Origin of the sequence: Mucilaginibacter flavidus, from assembly GCF_024055575.1 — a bacterium.
GTDB lineage: Bacteria > Bacteroidota > Bacteroidia > Sphingobacteriales > Sphingobacteriaceae > Mucilaginibacter > Mucilaginibacter flavidus.
Genome location: NZ_JAMXOE010000013.1, coordinates 44,012 through 62,775 on the forward strand (window position 1 = coordinate 44,012; position 18,764 = coordinate 62,775).

General features: G+C 46.2%; 17 protein-coding genes. 9 read left to right on the plus strand and 8 right to left on the minus strand.

Annotated elements, in window-relative coordinates; all coding sequences use genetic code 11:
* Positions 1-230: 230 nt before the first annotated feature.
* A complete protein-coding gene (locus tag NAF19_RS18305) occupies positions 231-1,076 on the plus strand; it encodes a hypothetical protein (protein ID WP_252791777.1) in 846 nt (281 codons plus the stop codon).
* A gap of 66 nt (positions 1,077-1,142) precedes the next feature.
* Here the strand turns inward: NAF19_RS18305 and NAF19_RS18310 are convergent, their stop codons facing one another.
* Together NAF19_RS18310 and rhaT are read right to left on the minus strand one after the other, a co-directional pair.
* On the minus strand, positions 1,143-1,754 hold the full coding sequence (locus NAF19_RS18310) for an START domain-containing protein (RefSeq protein WP_252791778.1): 612 nt from the start codon (positions 1,752-1,754) through the stop codon (positions 1,143-1,145).
* A 173-nt stretch (positions 1,755-1,927) separates the two neighbouring features.
* On the minus strand, positions 1,928-3,007 hold the full coding sequence (gene rhaT / locus NAF19_RS18315; RefSeq protein ID WP_252791779.1) for an L-rhamnose/proton symporter RhaT: 1,080 nt from the start codon (positions 3,005-3,007) through the stop codon (positions 1,928-1,930).
* 143 nt (positions 3,008-3,150) lie between these two features.
* Between rhaT and NAF19_RS18320 the strand changes: the two genes are divergently transcribed.
* A complete protein-coding gene (locus tag NAF19_RS18320) occupies positions 3,151-3,291 on the plus strand; it encodes a hypothetical protein (RefSeq protein ID WP_252791780.1) in 141 nt (46 codons plus the stop codon).
* Here NAF19_RS18320 and NAF19_RS18325 read toward each other — a convergent pair.
* Positions 3,272-5,998 (minus strand): glycoside hydrolase family 78 protein, encoded by a 2,727-nt coding sequence (locus NAF19_RS18325; protein WP_252791781.1) that lies wholly within the window; start codon positions 5,996-5,998, stop codon positions 3,272-3,274. The two genes, NAF19_RS18320 and NAF19_RS18325, sit on opposite strands and share 20 nt — an antisense overlap.
* A gap of 262 nt (positions 5,999-6,260) precedes the next feature.
* Between NAF19_RS18325 and NAF19_RS18330 the strand changes: the two genes are divergently transcribed.
* The gene (locus NAF19_RS18330) at positions 6,261-7,220 is read left to right on the plus strand and encodes an NAD-dependent epimerase/dehydratase family protein (RefSeq protein ID WP_252791782.1); all 960 of its coding nucleotides are present in this window, start codon (positions 6,261-6,263) and stop codon (positions 7,218-7,220) included.
* A 26-nt stretch (positions 7,221-7,246) separates the two neighbouring features.
* On the opposite strand, the gene NAF19_RS18335 is transcribed toward NAF19_RS18330, so the two are convergent.
* From NAF19_RS18335 to NAF19_RS18350, 4 genes are all read right to left on the minus strand, one after another.
* Positions 7,247-7,612 (minus strand): CoA-binding protein, encoded by a 366-nt coding sequence (locus NAF19_RS18335; RefSeq protein ID WP_252791783.1) that lies wholly within the window; start codon positions 7,610-7,612, stop codon positions 7,247-7,249.
* On the minus strand, positions 7,605-8,090 hold the full coding sequence (locus tag NAF19_RS18340) for a DinB family protein (protein ID WP_252791784.1): 486 nt from the start codon (positions 8,088-8,090) through the stop codon (positions 7,605-7,607). The genes NAF19_RS18335 and NAF19_RS18340 overlap by 8 nt, the downstream gene beginning before the upstream one ends.
* Positions 8,091-8,092: 2 nt before the next feature.
* Positions 8,093-9,637 carry an NAD(P)/FAD-dependent oxidoreductase gene (locus NAF19_RS18345; protein ID WP_252791785.1) on the minus strand — a complete coding sequence of 515 codons (1,545 nt, stop codon included), beginning with the start codon at positions 9,635-9,637 and terminating at the stop codon, positions 8,093-8,095.
* Positions 9,638-9,773: 136 nt separating this feature from the next.
* Positions 9,774-10,007: a hypothetical protein gene (locus NAF19_RS18350; RefSeq protein WP_252791786.1), complete on the minus strand. Its 234-nt coding sequence runs from the start codon at positions 10,005-10,007 to the stop codon at positions 9,774-9,776.
* Positions 10,008-10,137: 130 nt separating this feature from the next.
* Here NAF19_RS18350 and fumC point away from each other — a divergent pair, with 130 nt between their 5' ends.
* From fumC to NAF19_RS18370, 4 genes are all read left to right on the plus strand, one after another.
* Positions 10,138-11,535, plus strand: a complete 1,398-nt coding sequence (gene fumC, locus NAF19_RS18355) for a class II fumarate hydratase (RefSeq protein ID WP_252791787.1) — start codon at positions 10,138-10,140, stop codon at positions 11,533-11,535.
* Positions 11,536-11,587: 52 nt separating this feature from the next.
* A complete protein-coding gene (locus tag NAF19_RS18360) occupies positions 11,588-12,097 on the plus strand; it encodes a fumarate hydratase (RefSeq protein ID WP_252791788.1) in 510 nt (169 codons plus the stop codon).
* A 1-nt stretch (position 12,098) separates the two neighbouring features.
* The gene (locus NAF19_RS18365; protein WP_252791789.1) at positions 12,099-12,893 is read left to right on the plus strand and encodes a S1/P1 nuclease; all 795 of its coding nucleotides are present in this window, start codon (positions 12,099-12,101) and stop codon (positions 12,891-12,893) included.
* A gap of 104 nt (positions 12,894-12,997) precedes the next feature.
* Entirely contained in the window at positions 12,998-13,438 is a 441-nt protein-coding gene (locus NAF19_RS18370; RefSeq protein WP_252791790.1) for a low molecular weight protein-tyrosine-phosphatase, read from the plus strand.
* Between the two features lie 178 nt (positions 13,439-13,616).
* Here the strand turns inward: NAF19_RS18370 and NAF19_RS18375 are convergent, their stop codons facing one another.
* Positions 13,617-14,135, minus strand: coding sequence for a GNAT family N-acetyltransferase (locus NAF19_RS18375; RefSeq protein WP_252791791.1), 519 nt, complete (start codon positions 14,133-14,135; stop codon positions 13,617-13,619).
* A 281-nt stretch (positions 14,136-14,416) separates the two neighbouring features.
* On the opposite strand from NAF19_RS18375, the gene hisS reads away from it, so the two are divergent.
* Together hisS and NAF19_RS18385 are read left to right on the plus strand one after the other, a co-directional pair.
* Positions 14,417-15,793, plus strand: coding sequence for a histidine--tRNA ligase (hisS, locus tag NAF19_RS18380; RefSeq protein WP_252791792.1), 1,377 nt, complete (start codon positions 14,417-14,419; stop codon positions 15,791-15,793).
* A gap of 321 nt (positions 15,794-16,114) precedes the next feature.
* The gene (locus NAF19_RS18385; RefSeq protein ID WP_252791793.1) at positions 16,115-18,715 is read left to right on the plus strand and encodes a ligase-associated DNA damage response DEXH box helicase; all 2,601 of its coding nucleotides are present in this window, start codon (positions 16,115-16,117) and stop codon (positions 18,713-18,715) included.
* The last annotated feature ends 49 nt before the right edge of the window (positions 18,716-18,764 follow it).

Sequence of the window (18,764 nt, forward strand, 5' to 3'; positions counted from 1 at the left end):
ACTCCGCTGGAGTCGAGCTGTTTGCTGTTTTAGCTCCGGAGGAGCGGCCTGTTTATAGACAATGGCCCACACATTTTTCAGGCTCCCGGAGGAGCCTCCTTTTTAAAAGCGATTTCCCTGTTGACTGTTAAGAGTTGACAGGGGAAAGAGCGTTAAAGGATTTATGTGTATTTCTTTTGCTTTTTCCACCCTATCCGTTAAATTTGATTCAACAATAAAACCTTATTCGAATGAGTAACAACGACGATTTAACCAACCAGCCCCTAAGCGATGACCCCGAAGAAAACCTACGCATGGAAAACGAGTTGCTGCGTTTAAAACTGCAGGCCGAATTGGGCGGGGAGTCGCATAGTTCGGGTAATTTGCCGCCCGAAATGGAGAATGAGTTCCTGAAAAATATTTTTGCTTTTGAACAGAATTATGCCAACGCCAAACGGATTTTGATATACGATCTGCTGGGCAGACCGGAATTTATAAAAGCGGATGATTTGGACAAGGCCTCTATTGGCACCGAACTTCAAAAGGTTACCGACCTGCTGGCCGCTAAAAACATTGTAGTGCATTTTGATGATGAATGCGATAGCCGCACCCGCTACCAGTTTATTACCGAAGAATTGTTTGAAAAGGAAACCGACGATTTTTCGGTGCCGGGAATGACCACCAATTTTGATTACGAGGAATTTCACCCAAATCATAAAAAAGACATTCAGAACCGCACAACGGAGTTTATGACGGAGTGGTTTAAACAAAGTTTTGGCGAATACAGTTGGGAACTTGCCAACCAGTTTATTTTACCCGACAGGCTGATAATGAGCAAAAAGGATGTCATCGCACAAATGAATAATATCTTCGCCGCTTACCGGGAGTTTAAAAACGAAGACTATTTTATTAAAGAAATAAAATTTGAATTGAATGAAAATGGCGGCCTCGGCCACGCGGAAGGTGGCGTGAGGTATGATGCTGTTTTAGAGAACGGGGAGACCCTACTTATACAGGGCCCGTTTAAGCTGTACTTTTCGTTGGAAGTAGAGTGGTGGAGTATTTTTCATATCGTTTTTCCGGGGTTTACTTATTAGTCTTAAGTCGTTAGTCTTGAGTCCAGAGTCAGGGAAAACTGCCCTTTTACTTAGGGCTTAAGACTACTAGTTACGCTTCCCCTGCTTTAATACCTCCTTAAGCTTAACGAATGAATTATAGGGTCCAATGGACATGGTTGCGTTCACCAACCAGGAAGGGATACTGCCTCCCGGGTCGACGCTAAAGGTGTAGTCAATTTTTAGCTTCCTATCGGGCGCCTGGGTTATCTTCCATGTTGCAAGTGAATACGGAACGCGAACAAATTTGTCGTTCTTTGGCAGATAGGCCGGCAGACTTTTTGCCTGGATATACAAAACATCCGCTTCCGGCGGGCCAATGTCGAGCTCTACAACCAAATCGCGGTCTTTAATTGGCCAGGGTAAGTTGGATTGCGTGTAATAAATAGTCTTTTGAGCCGACGGGGTTTTTAAGATCTCAGTTTTTTTGCTCGAGTATACCCAGTCTTTGTAGTGGTCAATATCCTGAAGGGTTGTTATCAGTTGTGCTTTAGTGGCGTCGAACTCGCAGACCACCCTAAGTTCTTTCAGGTTTCCGTTTGCCGCCGTACGGGTGTAAACGAAGATACCGTTTTCGTTTTTTTTAAGTTGCCAGCTACCTTGTGCCATTACCCGGCAAAGCGTTATTGAGAACAGCAATACCAGGCAGACCTTTTTCATTTTGTAGCAGCAAATTAGTAATGTTTACTATACTAATAATGGAACGACTAAGAAAAAGTTTTAGACAAATGGTGATTATTCTGCACGGCGCTGAAGCGCTTAAAAAAAACGCCCCGGTGTTAAACCGAAGCGCTTTAATATCAGTAGCTTGATTCCTGATTCAAGTCTCACATCTATTTAATCGCATTCCCGTACCCAACCACCAAAACCGATACTATAATAACGGCAATACCCAATATCACCGTGTTAAACGCCTTTTTACTTACGCCCTTCCATTCCTTTAAAATCAAGCCCCACATGTTGGCTATCAGGATAATAAAAGCCATGTGGAGTATCCATGAGCTTGCGCCGTTACCCAGCCTGCTTTCGCCCATGCCGTAAAAAAAGAACTGTAAAAACCATGTTGTGCCTGCCAATGCCGCAAACAGGTAGTTTTTTAGCAACGGGCTTTTCTGGTTGGTATAATCACCAAAGGTTTTGTTGCGGGCATTTAATATCATGCACCAGATAAAATTGGTGGTCAGCCCGCCCCATAGCACTACTATGTAAACCACATTATTGCGGTATAGAAACGATGTTTCGCCGGGATGTAAGGCTAAATGGGCCGCATTTGCCACGTCAGCCATTGATTTCCCGGCTTCAAGACCAAAGTTAAAACAGGCACTTAAAATGCCCGATACTATCGCTACAAAAATGCCAAGGCCGAAACGGTAGTCTTTATTTTCGGCTTTAGCCTCCGAGTTTTTAGCCAGGTCTTTTTCCTTCATCATACCGGCTTTGCCGCAGATAATAATACCCAGCACGCAGATAGCAATGCCAAGCAAAACCATTTGCCCCCAGTGCGAGGTGGTGAGTATGGTGATAGTATCTTTACCTTCTTTCGGAAAGAAGTTATAGTAAACTGATGGTACCAGCGAGCCAAATACAGCACACAGGCCGAGAATAATGGTACTGCCTAATGATACCCCCAGGTAGCGCACGCCAAGTCCATAGGTTAAACCGCCGATACCCCACAGAACGCCCATCAGGTAGGTCCAACCCAATACGTCATAGCCGGTTTGTTTAATGATATCCATAAAACCAGGGATGGTTATCCACGCAGCCAATGGCGGAACAATCAGCCAGGAAAATATGCCACCCACAATCCACATGCTCTCCCAGGCCCAGCCTTTAACTTTTTTGTAAGGGATGTAGAAACTGCCCGAGGCAAAACCCCCGATGAAATGAAAAAATACGCCGAAAATAATGCCCATGGTTTTGGTTTATTGGTTTGATTTATTGTAGGGGCGTATTGCATACGCCCAATTGTAATTATTTTTTGTCCCGGTTCTCCAATTTTTGTCATTACGGCCTACGCCCTTGTTGGTGTTGTCACCAACAAGAATGGGTTTGCAAAATGTTTACATTTTCCAATAATCCGCCGGCATTTTCGACCTCACAAAAATCATCTGTTGTTGGTGACAACACCAACAACGGCGTAAGAGGGCATATGCAATACGCCCCTACAGCCGGTGTGTTTACGGCTTTGCCGTACTAAAATCATAAACACCCGAACCCACATTTACCGCCACATACCCTGTAGTCGATTCATTTGCCATCGTCACCCCTGGTGCAGATGACAGCGCCACACCTTTTTCGGTTATGCCGGCTGCATTCGCCGCAGGTATGTAAACCGTAGCGGTAGTGTTTGCGGGTATCTCCACATGCATCAACAAATTACCGCCATCAATTTTCCAGTGCGAGCTTACTTTACCGTAGTTGGTATTGTAGTCGGCCTCAATGTTGGTCATGTTGCCGCCGGGGGTTGGTTTTATAATAATTTGTTTATAACCCGGGCCTTCTTCTTTTGTATCGATGCCGGCCACAACGCGGTACATCCAATCGCCAATAGCGCCGTACGCATAGTGATTGTAGGAGTTCATGGTCGGGGTTTCAAGCGAGCCATCGGGGCGTATGCCGTCCCATCTTTCCCAAATGGTTGTGGCGCCCATTTTTACAGGGTAAAGCCATGAAGGATAGGTGTCCTGTAATAGCAGGCGGTAAGCCACATCAGCATGGTTAAAGCGGCTCAGCACATGGCACAGGTATGGTGTTCCTAAAAAACCGGTAGTAAGGTGGTTACCATACCTGCGGATGTTATTTGCCAGCCTGTCTGATGCCTGCTGCCTTAAGTTTTCGGGCAGCATATCAAATTCCAGGGCCAGTACATAGGCAGTTTGGGTATCTGATGATATCAGGCCATTTGGCGTAACATATTCGTTAACAAATGCCTTTTTTATACTGGCCAGCGAAGCGGTATAAACAGCCTCGTCATCTTTTTTTCCAAGCACCCTGGCGGCGTCTATCATCAGTTGGGTTGAATGTGCCCAGAAGCACTGCGCAATTAAAAATTTGCTTGTTATGGCCGAGGTCCCATCAGTATCGTCGTTCACACTATAGAAAAGCCAGTCGCCGAAATGAAAACCGGTGTTCCAAAGGTCGTTCTTGCTTTTGTCCTGCATATATTTTACCCAGGCTTTCATGCTGCTGTATTGGTTTTCCAGTATCTGCTTGTCACCGTAGGCCAGGTACATGTTCCATGGTACAATAACAGACACATCTGACCAGCCAGTGCTGCCGCCCTGCTCGTTCTTATCGTTCCCTAAAACATCAGGAATAACAAACGGAACACTGCCGCTTGTGTATTGGTCTGCGGCAACATCCTTAAGCCATTTGGTAAAAAAGTTGTGTACGTTCATGTTATAAGTTGCTGTGCGCGAAAACACCTGTGCATCGCCGGTCCAGCCCAAACGCTCATCGCGCTGCGGGCAATCGGTCGGTACATCTAAAAAGTTACCCTTTTGTCCCCATTGAATATTGTGCTGCAACTTGTTGATCATATCATTCGAACTGGTGAATGTACCGGTAGGTTTCATATCCGAGTATAGTGCTATGGCCGTAAAAGCAGCGGCGTTCAAATCTTTTTTGTAGCCTTCAACTTTAATATACCTGAAACCCTGCCAGGTGAACTGCGGTTCAAATGTTTCTTCGCCGCCACCCTTTAAAACGTATATATCCTGGGCACGTGCCGCGCGGAGGTTGTCGGTATAAAAGTTGCCGGGTTTGTCCAAAATCTCGGCATGAGATAACCGGATGGTATCGCCCGCGTTGCCGCTCACTTTCATTTGTACCCAACCAACCAGGTTTTGTCCAAAGTCTATCACCTCCTCGCCTTTGGGCGTTTTAAATATTTTTACCGGTTTAAAGGTTTCATGCTTTCTAACCGGTTCGTTAACGGTAGCAACCAAAGTGTTTTTTGTATAATCCTTAACCGTTACACCCGACCAACTTTTATCATCAAATGCGGCTGTCGACCAATTTTTTACCTGCATGCGGTTATCAATGGTTGCCCCTGCATAAATCTCGGCAAACCTAACCGGACCGGTAGATGACTTCCAGGTATCGTCAGAAGCAATACTTTCGGTACTGCCGTCGGTATAAGTTACTTCCAATTGCAGCAACAGGGCTATGTCCTTCCCGTAGTAGTTCTTTTGGTTAGAAAAACCGATGTGGCCGCGGTACCAGCCGCTGCCCAACGTTGCGCCAACTGCGTTTGCGCCCGTCTGCAGCAAATTGGTAACATCATAGGCCTGGTATTGAAGGCGCTTGTTGTAGGTTGTCCAGCCAGGAGTTAAAAACGCATCACCCACCCGTTTGCCGTTTATTTGGGCTTCATATAAACCATGAGAGGTAATATAAACCATAGCAGAGGCCACTTTTTTATTTAGCGAAAATCCTTTGCGAAATAACGGGCTTGGGCGATTAACCGAATCTTCGACGAAGCCGGGGGTTATCCATTTGGCTTTCCAGTCGGCAGCGTTTAACATGCCCACCCCAAAACTGGCCGGCTCACTCCATGCTGAGGCTTTTCCCGCGTTATCCCAAACCCTTACCTGCCAAATATACTTTTGCCCCGATGCCAGCGGTTCGCCTTTATAGATAATATACATCGATTGGTCGGACGACACCTTGCCGGTTTTCCAGGCTTCGTGTTTGCCTTTTGCGCTGCTTACTTTTAGTTCATATGCAGTTTGCATAACGCCGCGTTTGTCGCCTGCATCCAGTTGCCAGCTAAACCGCGGGTTAGCGGCATCTATGCAAATAGGGTTAACCGCATTTTCGGTTTGTAAATATTGAACCTTAACCTGCGCCAAACAAATAGCCGAAACATGAAAGGCGACACACAGTAACAAGAGCTTTCTCATATAAATATAACCAGGGATGTTTTTTAAATTGGTTAGGCAAGTTAATGAAAATGCATTTAGTTAACTATCCTGCACTGTCTTTAAACATAACTAGGATTTATAGGATGGAAGGATAATAAGATTTGTGGCGGAGATGTTAGTTTTGATCGTGGCTTCACCATAGCGATGGGTTTAAAACCCATCGCTATAGAAACGTCTTTTTCTCCGTCTTTCAATCCTATAATCTTCAAATCCAATAAATCTTAGTTTATTTGCACACAGTATGATATTAGTTACCGGGGCAACAGGTTTTTTAGGTTCGGAAGTGGCGTTGCAGCTTTTGCAGCAGGGCAACCGTATCCGCTGCACCCGGCGGGCGCAATCATTGATCCCGGATATTTTGCTGCCTTACCAGGTACAATGGGTGGAGGCAGATATGCTGGATATTTTTGCGCTGGAAGATGCACTTAAAGGCGTAACGCAGGTGTACCACTGTGCGGCCTGGGTATCATTAAAGCAGGCTGATAAAAAGCCGATGATTAATGCCAATGTAATGGGTACGGCAAATTTGGTTAACCTGTGCATGTTGCACAATATCCGGCTGGTGCATGTAAGTTCAGTTGCGGCCATAGGCCTTGCCAAGCCCGGCGATTTAATAACCGAAAACCATCACCTGGATCAGGCTACCGAAACCGACGGTTACGCCATATCAAAACTGGAAAGCGAGATGGAAGTTTGGCGCGGCATTGCTGAGGGGTTGGACGCTGTTATTGTAAATCCGTCCATCATAATTGGCGCTAATGCAGGTACAGCAGGCAGCGGGCAACTTTTTGAAACCGTGCATAAAGGACTTAAATTTTACACCGCCGGCAGTTGTGGATTTGTTGACGTGGAAGACGTCGCCAAATGCATGATAGCCCTGATGAATACCGATATCTGTGGCGAACGCTACATTATCAGTCCCGAAAACCGCAATTACAAACAACTTACTACCGAAATAGCGAATGGCTTTGGCGTTACTCCTCCATCCACCTTAGCCAAACCATGGATGATGGGGATAGCCTGGCGCGCATCAAAAATAATCGGGGCTTTAACCGGCAAAAATCCGCCTATCGATAAAGTATCGGCCCAGGCAGCCAGTTTGCAACGCAATTACGATAACTCGAAAATTAAAAAAGCTATCAGTATAGAATTTAAGCCGATAAGCGAAACGGTGAAAGAGGTTTGTGAAAGATTGAAATAGTAAAGCTTCTCATCCACACATCAAATTCAATACTGCCCTATCGACAACATCACCAGCGTACAGGCATACTCCGTTTCAATTCCTTTATCATTTGCCATACGACGAAGCTCGGAGTTTTCGGTCCCGGGGTTAAATATGATGCGTTTGGGGTTGGTAGCTAAAATATAGTTATACAGGCCCTGCTGGTTTGCCGGGCCAACATACAGGGTAATGGTGTCGATATCGTCGTGAATGGTTTCGGGCTTTTCAATAGGCACACCGGCAACTTCACCCTCTTTTATACCCACATTCACAATTGTATGCCCGCTCCTAACCAGCCGGTTGGCGGCAAGGTTTGCATAGCGCCCGGTGTTGGGTGTTGCACCTAATATCAAAGTTTTTTTATCAGCCATTAATAATCCTTATTAAAATTGCTACCTGTCCCGAATGGTATATATGATGTTGTATCAAACCCCGTACCAGTTCCTCGTTGCTTACTCCGGTACCCAGTTCCGGGTTACGTTCATCCAGTATCGGCTCGGTCCATTTTTCTTCTTCGAAGTTTTGGATAATCCCCAGCAAATTTACGTTCACCAGCTTTAAATCATTGACATATTGCTGCCATTTTTGTTCATTGGGTGTGCTGGGTTCAGGCCAGTCGCCGCTGGAGGGCACCGAAGCCGTCATGCCGTTCAGCCGGTCCATTACTTCTTCCGTCCACGATAGCATGTGTAATACAATTGCAGCAATAGTGTGGGCGGCGCCTGCCGGTCTTTCAAACGCGGTTTCAAAGCTTACCGCATCCAGTATTTTATAAACTGAAGAACCATACCAGGGATCTCTCGATAATACCTGTTCTAACTCTTTGCTTAATTTTTCAGAAATTGTCATGTTTATAGTTTTGATGCCGCAATGGCGCAGTTAATCCCGTCAATAGCAGCAGAAATTATGCCACCGGCATACCCCGCGCCCTCGCCGCATGGAAATAATCCTGTTACCTGCGGGTGCTGTAATGTTTCTTTGTCCCTCGGAACCTTTACCGGCGACGAAGTGCGCGACTCAACACCCACCAATATCGCCTCGTTGGTGTAATAGCCCTTCATTTTTTTGCCGAATACCGGCAGAGCCTTGCGCAGGCGTTCATTTATCCAGCCGGGTAAAATTTCTTTTAGTTCGATACTTTTGGTGCCGGGCAGGTATGAATTTTCGGGGAGGTTTTTTGATAAACGGTTCTCGCAAAAGTCAATCATGCGCTGCCCTGGTGCAACGAGGTGCCCACCACCTGCTGTAAAGGCAAGCTTTTCTATTTGTTGCTGAAAGCGCAGCATCCGCAACGGGTCGTTTTCATTGCCTTTTACATCCTCCAAATTTACCTGCACTACAGTGCCCGAGTTTGCAAAAGGGTTATTCCGCTTAGATGGGCTCCAGCCGTTTACCACAATTTCATCAGCCTCCGTAGCGCAGGGGGCGATGATACCGCCGGGACACATACAGAACGAAAATACACCCCGGCCATCTACCTGTTCAACCAGGTTATAATATGACGGCGGCAGGTCGGGCCCACGGAATTCACAATGGTATTGCGCCTGGTCGATAATTTCCTGCGGGTGCTCAATGCGCACACCCAAGGCAAACGGTTTAGCCTCAATCAAAATATTTTGATGGTGCAGCATTTCAAAAATATCGCGTGCAGAGTGGCCTGTTGCCAGTATTACGGCACCGGCCGTCAGCTTGTCACCATTAGCAAGTTCAACACCCTTTATTTTGCCAAACTCAACCAGCAGGCGGGTAACCTTTGCATCGAAAAGCACTTCACCGCCAGCATTGAGTATGCTGTCTTTTATCGAGGTAATTATCTGCGGCAGCTTATTGGTGCCGATATGCGGACGGGCATCTATTAAAATATCTTCAGTTGCGCCATGGGCCACAAAGGTTTTCAGTACGGCGTTAACATCGCCGCGTTTGGTGGAACGGGTGTACAATTTGCCATCCGAATAAGTGCCTGCTCCACCCTCGCCAAAGCAATAGTTCGACTCAGGATTTACCAGGCCCTGCTTGTTGATATTGGCTAAATCGCGGCGGCGTTGTTTTACATCTTTGCCGCGCTCAACTATTATAGGTTTTAACCCAAGTTTAATGCATTGCAGAGCCGCAAATAACCCGGCGGGCCCGGCGCCAATAATTATTACCGGTTTGGCGGCTTTTACATCGGGATAGTTAACTGTAAATGTTTCGGGCACATATACCTCATCCACAAAAACCTGTACCTGCATGCGGTAAACCACCTTGCGGCCCCGCGCATCGACAGAGCGTTTCAGAATTTTTAAGGCAGATATTTTTTGTGGTGATAGATTAAGTGAAGTGGCGGCTATTTTTATTAAAGCGGCTTCATCTTCCTGCTGCCCGGGAGGGCAAACAATTTCGATTTCTTTTGTCATGTGTATGCCGGGTTTTTATCCCGGATATGGCAAAGGTACACAGCTAAACCGAAGATTGGAATCCTGGAGCCCAATTAAATCCGGGGCGTCACAAAATAATTGAGCGATCACGTAATATTTACGCCGCAAAAATCTTTTAGGAAACCTTCACCGAGACTTTTTTAATGTCAGGGTTTTCGTCACCGGGGAACTCCATTTTGGCCGCTGCTTTGCCGGCAGCCAAAGCTTCAGCTGCATCTTCCGCATTTACCGATTGGCCGCTGTATAGCAGCACTTCGCGCTCCTCGTCGTCAAGTTTGTCAAAGCTGTTGCCGTTCCAGAGGTAGATTTCTTTATTTGGCGATCTGTATATGATGTTATATTTATGCATTTGTTAAGGCATTATTTATTTACACAACACTTGCGGTTTATTATAGTTTTTGTACCAAAAAGTTTACTCTTTGGCATTTATATCCACCATATAAAACCCTACCTTTGCCCCTGCAAAAAATACAAAAACCATGAGTTTCAGAACCGAACACGATACCATGGGCGAGGTACAGGTACCTGCCGATAAATACTGGGGAGCACAAACCGAACGTTCACGCAATAACTTTAAAATTGGCCCCGAAGCATCAATGCCGAAGGAAATTATTGCCGCTTTTGCCTATCTAAAAAAGGCTGCAGCTTACACCAATACCGATTGCGGCGTATTGCCTGCCGAAAAACGCGACCAGATTGCGCAGGTTTGTGAAGAAATATTAGCCGGCGGCTTAGCTTCCGAATTCCCATTGGTGATATGGCAAACGGGTTCGGGTACGCAATCAAACATGAATGTTAACGAGGTTATTGCCAACCGTGCACACGTACTGGCCGGCAATAAACTTGGCGAGGGCAAAACCTTTATCCACCCTAATGATGACGTAAATAAGTCGCAGTCGTCAAATGATACCTACCCGACCGCCATGCACATTGCCGCCTATAAAATGGTGATTGATGTTACTATCCCGGGTATTGAAAAATTGCGCGATACGCTGCAGGCCAAATCTGAAGCGTTTAAAAGTGTGGTAAAAATTGGCCGTACGCACCTGATGGATGCCACCCCGCTTACCCTGGGCCAGGAATTTTCGGGCTATGTATCACAGTTGACTCATGGCTTAAAAGCGCTAAGAAATACACTTGATCACCTTTCGGAACTTGCTCTTGGCGGCACAGCCGTTGGTACAGGCATCAATACACCAAAAGGTTACGATGTAAAGGTTGCCGACTACATTGCTAAATTTACCGGTCTGCCATTCCGCACTGCCGACAATAAATTTGAGGCCCTTGCTGCTCATGACGCCATAGTAGAAAGCCATGGCGCATTAAAGCAAATTGCGGTATCACTAATGAAAATTGCAAACGATATCCGCATGCTGGCTTCGGGGCCACGCTCGGGTATTGGCGAAATACATATTCCGGACAATGAGCCGGGTTCATCAATTATGCCGGGCAAGGTTAACCCAACCCAAAATGAGGCAGTGACAATGGTTGCGGCACAGGTAATGGGTAACGACGTTACTATATCGGTCGGAGGTTCTAACGGTCACTATGAGTTGAATGTGTTTAAACCCGTTATGGCGGCTAACTTTTTACAGTCGGCACGTTTAATCGGTGATGCCTGTGTGTCATTTAACGATCATTGTGCTGCCGGTATCGAACCAAACTACGCCGGCATTAAAAAGCACCTGGAAAACTCGCTAATGCTGGTAACCGCGCTTAACCCGCATATCGGTTATGAAAATGCGGCCAAAATCGCCAAGAAAGCATTGAAGGAAAACCTTTCGCTTCGCGAAGCAGCACTGGGCCTTGGCTTGTTAACCAACGAGCAGTTTGACCAATGGGTACGCCCTGAAGATATGATAGGTGGTTTAAAATAATTCGCCTCACTCTAAATCCCTCTCCATTGGAGGGGGACTTTAACAAATATCTATGCAAAAGCCTTTCGCCTTTTACCTTTTACCTTTGGCCTTACTAATGGCTTTGGGCTCCGCATGCACCTTCAATCCCGATAAACAAAAACCGGGACAAAGCTGGGTACAGGGCGAGTGGCGCCAGGACTCGGTGCCGGCACAAAAACGCCTGGTTAGCTATTCGCTGTACGATTTAAAGTTCAGCTGCGATTCGTTTTTTGTAACCATACACTCATTTAGTAAGGTAAGTACCGGAGCGGACACCTGTACGGGCAGCGGTAAATGGATCGAGTACTGGAAAGGCACCTACGAGCAACGGCACGACACCTTGCGCATGAAGGGCGAATTTTGCAAGGCCGACAAAAGCGTGAAAGATGAAACAACCTGCCTGCGTTTTGGCGATTATGAAGAATATTTTAAGATCACCAAAACGACCGATTCGTTAGTTCAATTTGCAAGTATTACCAATGTTATTCCCATTAATGCTCGTTTAATAAAGCGAACAAGCTGTGTTCCAAAACCGCTATAATATGAAAACAAAGTTTTTTAAAATAATTGCTTTAGGCTTTGCTATTATTTATGCACCGTTACAGTCGATGGCTTGGGGAGCTCAGGGGCACCGCATTTGCGGGCAAATAGCCGACAGCTATTTATCACCGCAGGCCCGCAAGGCCATTAAAGATATTTTGGGCAATGAATCAATCGCCATGGCCAGCAACTGGGCCGATTTTATCAAATCGGACGATAACTACAAATATTTATCCACCTGGCATTATATCGATTTTGACAAGCCCCACACCTACCCGGAAATGCAGGAATTTTTGGCACAGGATACCAAGGTTGATGCCTATACCAAAATGAATTTCCTGATTGGCGAATTAAAGAAGAAAAGCACCAGCAAAGAAAATAAACTACTTTACCTGCGTGTGCTGATACATATTATTGAAGATGTACATCAGCCTATGCACACTGCGCATACCGACGACCAGGGTGGCAATGGCTTTAAAGTAAAATGGTTTAATAACGACACCAACCTGCATTCGGTATGGGACTCTCAGTTAATAGACTTTCAGCAGCTAAGCTATACGGAATATGCTACTGCTATAAATCACACTACGATAACACAGCGCCGCGAATGGCAAAAAGCGCCGATAGCCCAATGGTTGTATGAATCGAACCAGATTGCCGAAAAGCTGTATACCGAAATAAAGCCTAATGATGTGTTAAATTACAAGTACAATTTCACACATATCGACACCCTGAACCAGCAAATGCTGAAAGCCGGCGTAAGGCTTGCAGGGGTGCTGAATGGTATATTTAAATAGTTGATTTCTGTTGAAAGGTTGTAAGGTTGAAATGTTTGAATGTTATTTAATTTAAACGGCAACTTTACAACATTCCAACTCTTCAACCTTACAACAACAAAAACATGAAAATCCTAATGGTTTGCCTCGGCAATATCTGCCGCTCGCCGCTGGCGCATGGTATAATGGAGCATTTGGCTAAAGAGCAGGGACTCGACTGGGAGATAGAGTCGGCGGGCACCGGCAACTGGCACATTGGCGAAGGGCCCGACCGGCGCTCAATCCGTACTGCCCGCGAACACGGCATAGATATAAGCGGCCAGATTTGCCGTTTATTCCGCATCAGCGATTTTGATTATTACGACCATATTTTTGTAATGAACAAAAGTAACCTAGCCGATGTTTTAGCTATGGCCCGTAACGAGGAAGACCGCGAGAAAGTGAGATTATTGCTTGGCGATAAAATAGTACCCGATCCGTATTATGATGACGCCCAATTTGAGCCAGTGTTTTTGATGATTGAGAAGGGTTGTAAGGAAATTTTGAAAGAGTTGAAAGATAAATAAAAGCCCGTTATTAAGGAACGAACCAATCTCTGCACAGGAAGGATGATTTGTTGAACGTGTGATGGCATGTCACCCTGAGGCGCTCGAAGGGTGCGCGTAGAGGCCCTTGCCCGCGTGCTAAGCAAGTAGTACAGGCCATTGCGCTCATGCTTCGAGTGCCTCAGCATGACACCCTTTTTTATTCTTCAATCGGTGAAATTCCAACAAACCTAAAGTACGCCAGTTCCGTCCCCGCCCGCCAGTAGTTTTCCCGCCTTTGCATCCCGGCTTTTTCGAGCACACGCTGTGAGGGGATATTATCCAAATCAGTCACCGCGCCAAATTTGGCACCCGGCTGTACGGTTAACATATGACCCAAAAGTGCATTCGCCATTTCGGATGCTATGCCTTTGCCCCAGTAGTCGTACTTCATGGCATAACCCAGCTCAATTTCACCGCTATCGTTATCAAACGGGCGCAGCAGGCACATTCCTATAAAATCGTTATCGGCTTTGTTAAACAAACCCCAGCGCCCGGTAATGCTGCCGGGCTCGCCTTCGGGAAGGTGCTCCCTAAAAATCTGGATATGCTCCTCGCGGGTGCGGAAGGGCAGGTATTGCATTACGCGCTCGTCATCATAAAGCGCCAGGTACATTTCTTCTTCTTCGGCTTTAAACCGCCTGATGATGAGGCGCGGTGTTTGGGTAAGGATATTCATTAACCAAAAATAACTAAGATTTGTAGGACTTTTTTGATTTTAGGATTTATCTATTTATCATAAAGTGTGGTAAGATTTGGCTAAAGCCGAAACCCATTGCTCTTTATCCGTCGGTTAAAACCGACGGCAATGAAGTAAAATATAAACAACTTCATTGCCGTCACTTTTAAGTGACGGTATTCGACAGGCATATTGATGGCTTTAGCCAAAAATGTAAGAGCGACAATTTGATTTGCTCCTGTCACAACCCCCTTTCACTCAAAATTGTATCTTTGCGGGCTATGGCATCCATCAAACCATCTGTACCTAAAGGCACCCGCGATTTTTCACCAACCGAAATGGTGAAACGTAATTTTATTTTCGATACAATTAAAAGCGTTTTTCGCAAATACGGGTATCAGCAGATAGAAACGCCTACGATGGAGAAGATGTCAACGCTAACCGGGAAATACGGGGAAGAAGGCGACAAGCTGATATTTAAAATATTAAATAATGGTGATTTCTTAGCAGAAGCAGGTCTTGATTCATCAAATATAAATACCGACAGCAAGACGCTTTCGTTTAAAATCGCCGAAAAAGCCCTCCGCTACGATCTTACCGTTCCTTTCGCCCGCTATGTAGTACAACACCAAAACGAAATTACCTTTCCGTTTAAACGTTTCCAGGTTCAGCCGGTTTGGCGCGCCGATAGACCGCAGAAGGGCCGTTATCGTGAATTTTATCAGTGTGACGCGGACGTGGTTGGCTCGGATAGTTTACTAAACGAAGCCGAATTCGTATTGATTTATGATGAGGCTTTAAGCAAGCTTGGCCTGAAAGATTTCACCATAAAAATCAATAATAGGAAAATATTATCCGGCATAGCCGAAATTATTGACAAAGCTGATAACATCATCGACCTTACTGTCGCGATTGATAAGCTGGATAAAATCGGCCTCGATGGGGTGATAAAAGAGCTGATGGAACGTGGCTTTACCGCAGATGATATTGAAAAAATAAAGCCTGTTATATTATTGGAAGGCAGTAATACTGAAAAGCTGGCAAGCCTGCGCAGTGCACTCGCAAATTCAGCAACCGGGCTAAAAGGCTGTGATGAAATTGAAGTAGTATTCAATTATCTTGCCAACTGCCAACTGATAACTGCCAACTTAGAACTGGACATCACCCTCGCCCGTGGTTTAAATTATTATACTGGCGCCATATTCGAAGTAAAAACCAACGAGGTTGCCATGGGCAGCATTGGCGGCGGCGGCCGGTATGACGACCTTACAGGTATGTTCGGCTTAAAAGGCCTAACCGGTGTAGGCATCTCCTTTGGCGCCGACCGTATTTATGATGTGATGGACGAACTTAACCTCTTCCCAGAAGCAGCCAATCAATCCACCCAACTGTTAATTTGCTGTTTCGATAAAGAGGGCGAAAAATTTGCCCTGCCTATTCTGCAGCAATTGCGCAACCAGGATATCAACGCCGAGCTTTACCCCGCCGGCGCCAAGCTAAAAAAGCAGCTGGATTATGCCAATAACAAAAACATCCCTTACACTATCATCATCGGCAGCGATGAAATTGAAAGCGGGTTGTTGACTATAAAAAATATGCAAACAGGTGTGCAGGAGAAAGTGACGGCGGAACAGGTGTTGGACACGATTAGCAAATAGCAATTTTGTCATTGCGAACGAGGAACGAGTGTGGCAACCGTGAACTTTACAGAGCCAGTTGAAAAGTAGCAGGACTTGCATTGCGGTTGTACACGGCGTGCGGTTGCCGCGCTGCGCTCGCAATGACAAGTTTATAGTTTTCTACTCAATTACACTTCATCGGCGATACCCCGAACTTCTTTTTAAAAGCAGGGCTAAAATGCTGAATTGCAAACCTCATTATGGCCATGGTGCTAATAATAAAACCATTCAGCGATAATTCCCACCATATTATTTCACCCCTATCCTAACTTATTCCATTTTCCGTTGTATATTATTGGCATGATTACAAAGGGGCAGCAGGTAATACAGGATTGGTACCAAAATAAAAAATGGGAACAATTTGCCTTTCAGCGCGAAATGGAAGCGGCTTATTTGCAGGGCTTTTCGGGACTGCTCAATGCCCCTACCGGCAGCGGTAAAACCTTTGCGCTGTTCCTGCCTTTTTTGGCCGATTTTATAAACAAACATTCCGATACTTATAACACCAAAGCAGATAACGGCCTGCTGATGCTCTGGATTACCCCGCTGCGCGCCTTAACCAACGACATCCGCAAAGCCATGCAGGAAGTATGCGATGAACTGGGCCTGCCCTGGCGCATCATGACCCGCACCGGGGATACATCCGCGTCCGAAAAAGCCGCCCTTAAAAGGAAACTGCCCGAGGTGCTGCTCACTACCCCCGAAAGCTTGCACCTGATGCTGGCCCAAAAGGAATATCCCAAGATATTTAAAGGCCTGCAGGTGGTGGTGATTGATGAATGGCACGAGTTACTGGGAACGAAAAGAGGGGTGCAGGTAGAGTTGGGTTTGAGTAAATTGAAAGTCCTGAGTCTTGAGTCGAAAGTCTTAAGTCAGGATTCTTCAGACTCAAGACTCAGGACTTCAGACTTCGGACTCCGCATCTGGGGTATCAGCGCAACCATCGGCAACCTGGAGCAGGCTGCAGAGGTTTTACTGGGAAACGATTTTCCGCCGGAGCGGGTAAAAATGGTGCGGGCTAATTTGGAGAAAAAACTGCTCATCAAATCCATCATCCCCGAAAATATTGAAAATTACTCCTGGGCGGGACATATCGGTTTAAAGTTGCTGCCGCAGGTAATGGAACTGGTGGCCAAAAGCAAAACCACGCTGATATTTACCAATACCCGTTCACAATCCGAAATTTGGTACCACGCCATTTTAGATAATTATCCGGAGTATGCCGGCATTATGGCGATGCACCATGGCTCGCTTGATAACGAGTTGCGCAACTGGGTGGAGGCAGCACTACATGCCGAAGCGCTGAAGGTAGTCGTATGCACATCGAGTTTGGATTTGGGTGTCGATTTTCGCCCGGTGGATACCGTGGTGCAGGTAGGTAGTCCCAAAGGTGTGGCCCGCTTTATGCAGCGTGCCGGCCGCAGCGGGCATGCCCCTGGCGAGGTATCAAAAGCTTATTTTGTGCCCACACACTCGTTGGAGCTCTTGGAAGGCGCTGCCCTTAAACAAGCCATAAAAGCCGGCATTTTTGAAAGCCGCGACCCGATGCTGCTTACCATGGATGTGCTGATACAATACATGGTTACGCTGGCCGTGTCCGATGGTTTCCGCGCGGATGAGTTGTTTAAAGAAATAAAAAGCACCTTCGCCTTTACCGACCTTACCCGCAACGAGTTTAACCAATTGCTCGATTTTATTACTACCGGCGGTAAAACCCTGGCGCAATACGATGAATTTTTAAAGGTAGAGGTAGAAAACGGGCTGTTTAAAGTAAACAGCCGCCGCGTTGCCATGCGGCACAGGCTGAGCATAGGCACCATAACCAGTGAGCTAAGCATCCGCGTGAAATGGCTCAGCGGTGGCAGCCTGGGCACATTGGAGGAATCGTTTATATCGAAACTTAAGCCGGGCGATACATTCTGGTTTGCGGGGCGGAGTTTGGAGTTTATCAAGATAAAAGAGATGTCGGCCTATGTGAAGAAATCGAACAAAAGAAAGGGTTTGATACCAAGCTGGGCAGGCGGACGCATGCCTTTATCGTCGCAGTTATCGGCAATGTTCCGGGTTAAGCTAGACGAGGTGGCACATGGTATTGAGACCGATGAAGAAGTCATCGCATTAAAACCCTTGTTTGATTTGCAGGCGCAGCTTTCACACCTGCCGCAAAGCCACGAGTTTTTGATTGAGTCGTTTAAATCGCGCGAAGGGCACCACTTATTGTTTTATCCCTTCGAGGGACGTTTGGTTCACGAGGGCATGGCCTCGCTGCTAGCTTTTCGACTCAGCAAAATAAAGCCGGCCAGCTTTTCCATCGCCATGAACGATTATGGTTTTGAGTTGCTGACCGATGAGGATATCCCAATTGAACAGGCCCTGGAAGATGTTGCTTTTTTTTCGATAGATAACTTACTGGAGGATATTCAAAACAGCTTAAATGCCAATGAGATGGCCCGCCGCCGTTTCAGGGATATTGCCCATATCGGTGGGCTTGTATTTACCGGTTATCCCGGGCAGCAGGTAAAAAACAAACATTTGCAAGCATCAACCTCGCTGCTGTTCGAAGTGTTCAGCGAATACGAGCCGGATAACCTGCTGGTGAGGCAGGCCTATAATGAGGCGCTGGCATTTCAGCTGGAAGAATTCAGGCTACGAATGGCCCTGCAGCGCATTGCAACCCAAACTATCATTTTAAAAACTATTGAGCGCCCTACGCCGTTTGCATTCCCGATAATGGTTGATAGCCTGGGCCGTGAACGTTTAACTACCGAAACGCTGGAAGAACGCATCGCAAAAATGGCAAGACAGTATGGAGCGGATGAGGTGTGGGAGGAAAAAGAGTCTGAAAGTCCGAAAAGTCCGAAAGTCCGAAAGGCTGGGATTACGAGAAGAAGGGGATTTTAACGAGTGTTTAAAGCCGAAAGCCTTTATGTAATGTTTTTATTCATTCCTT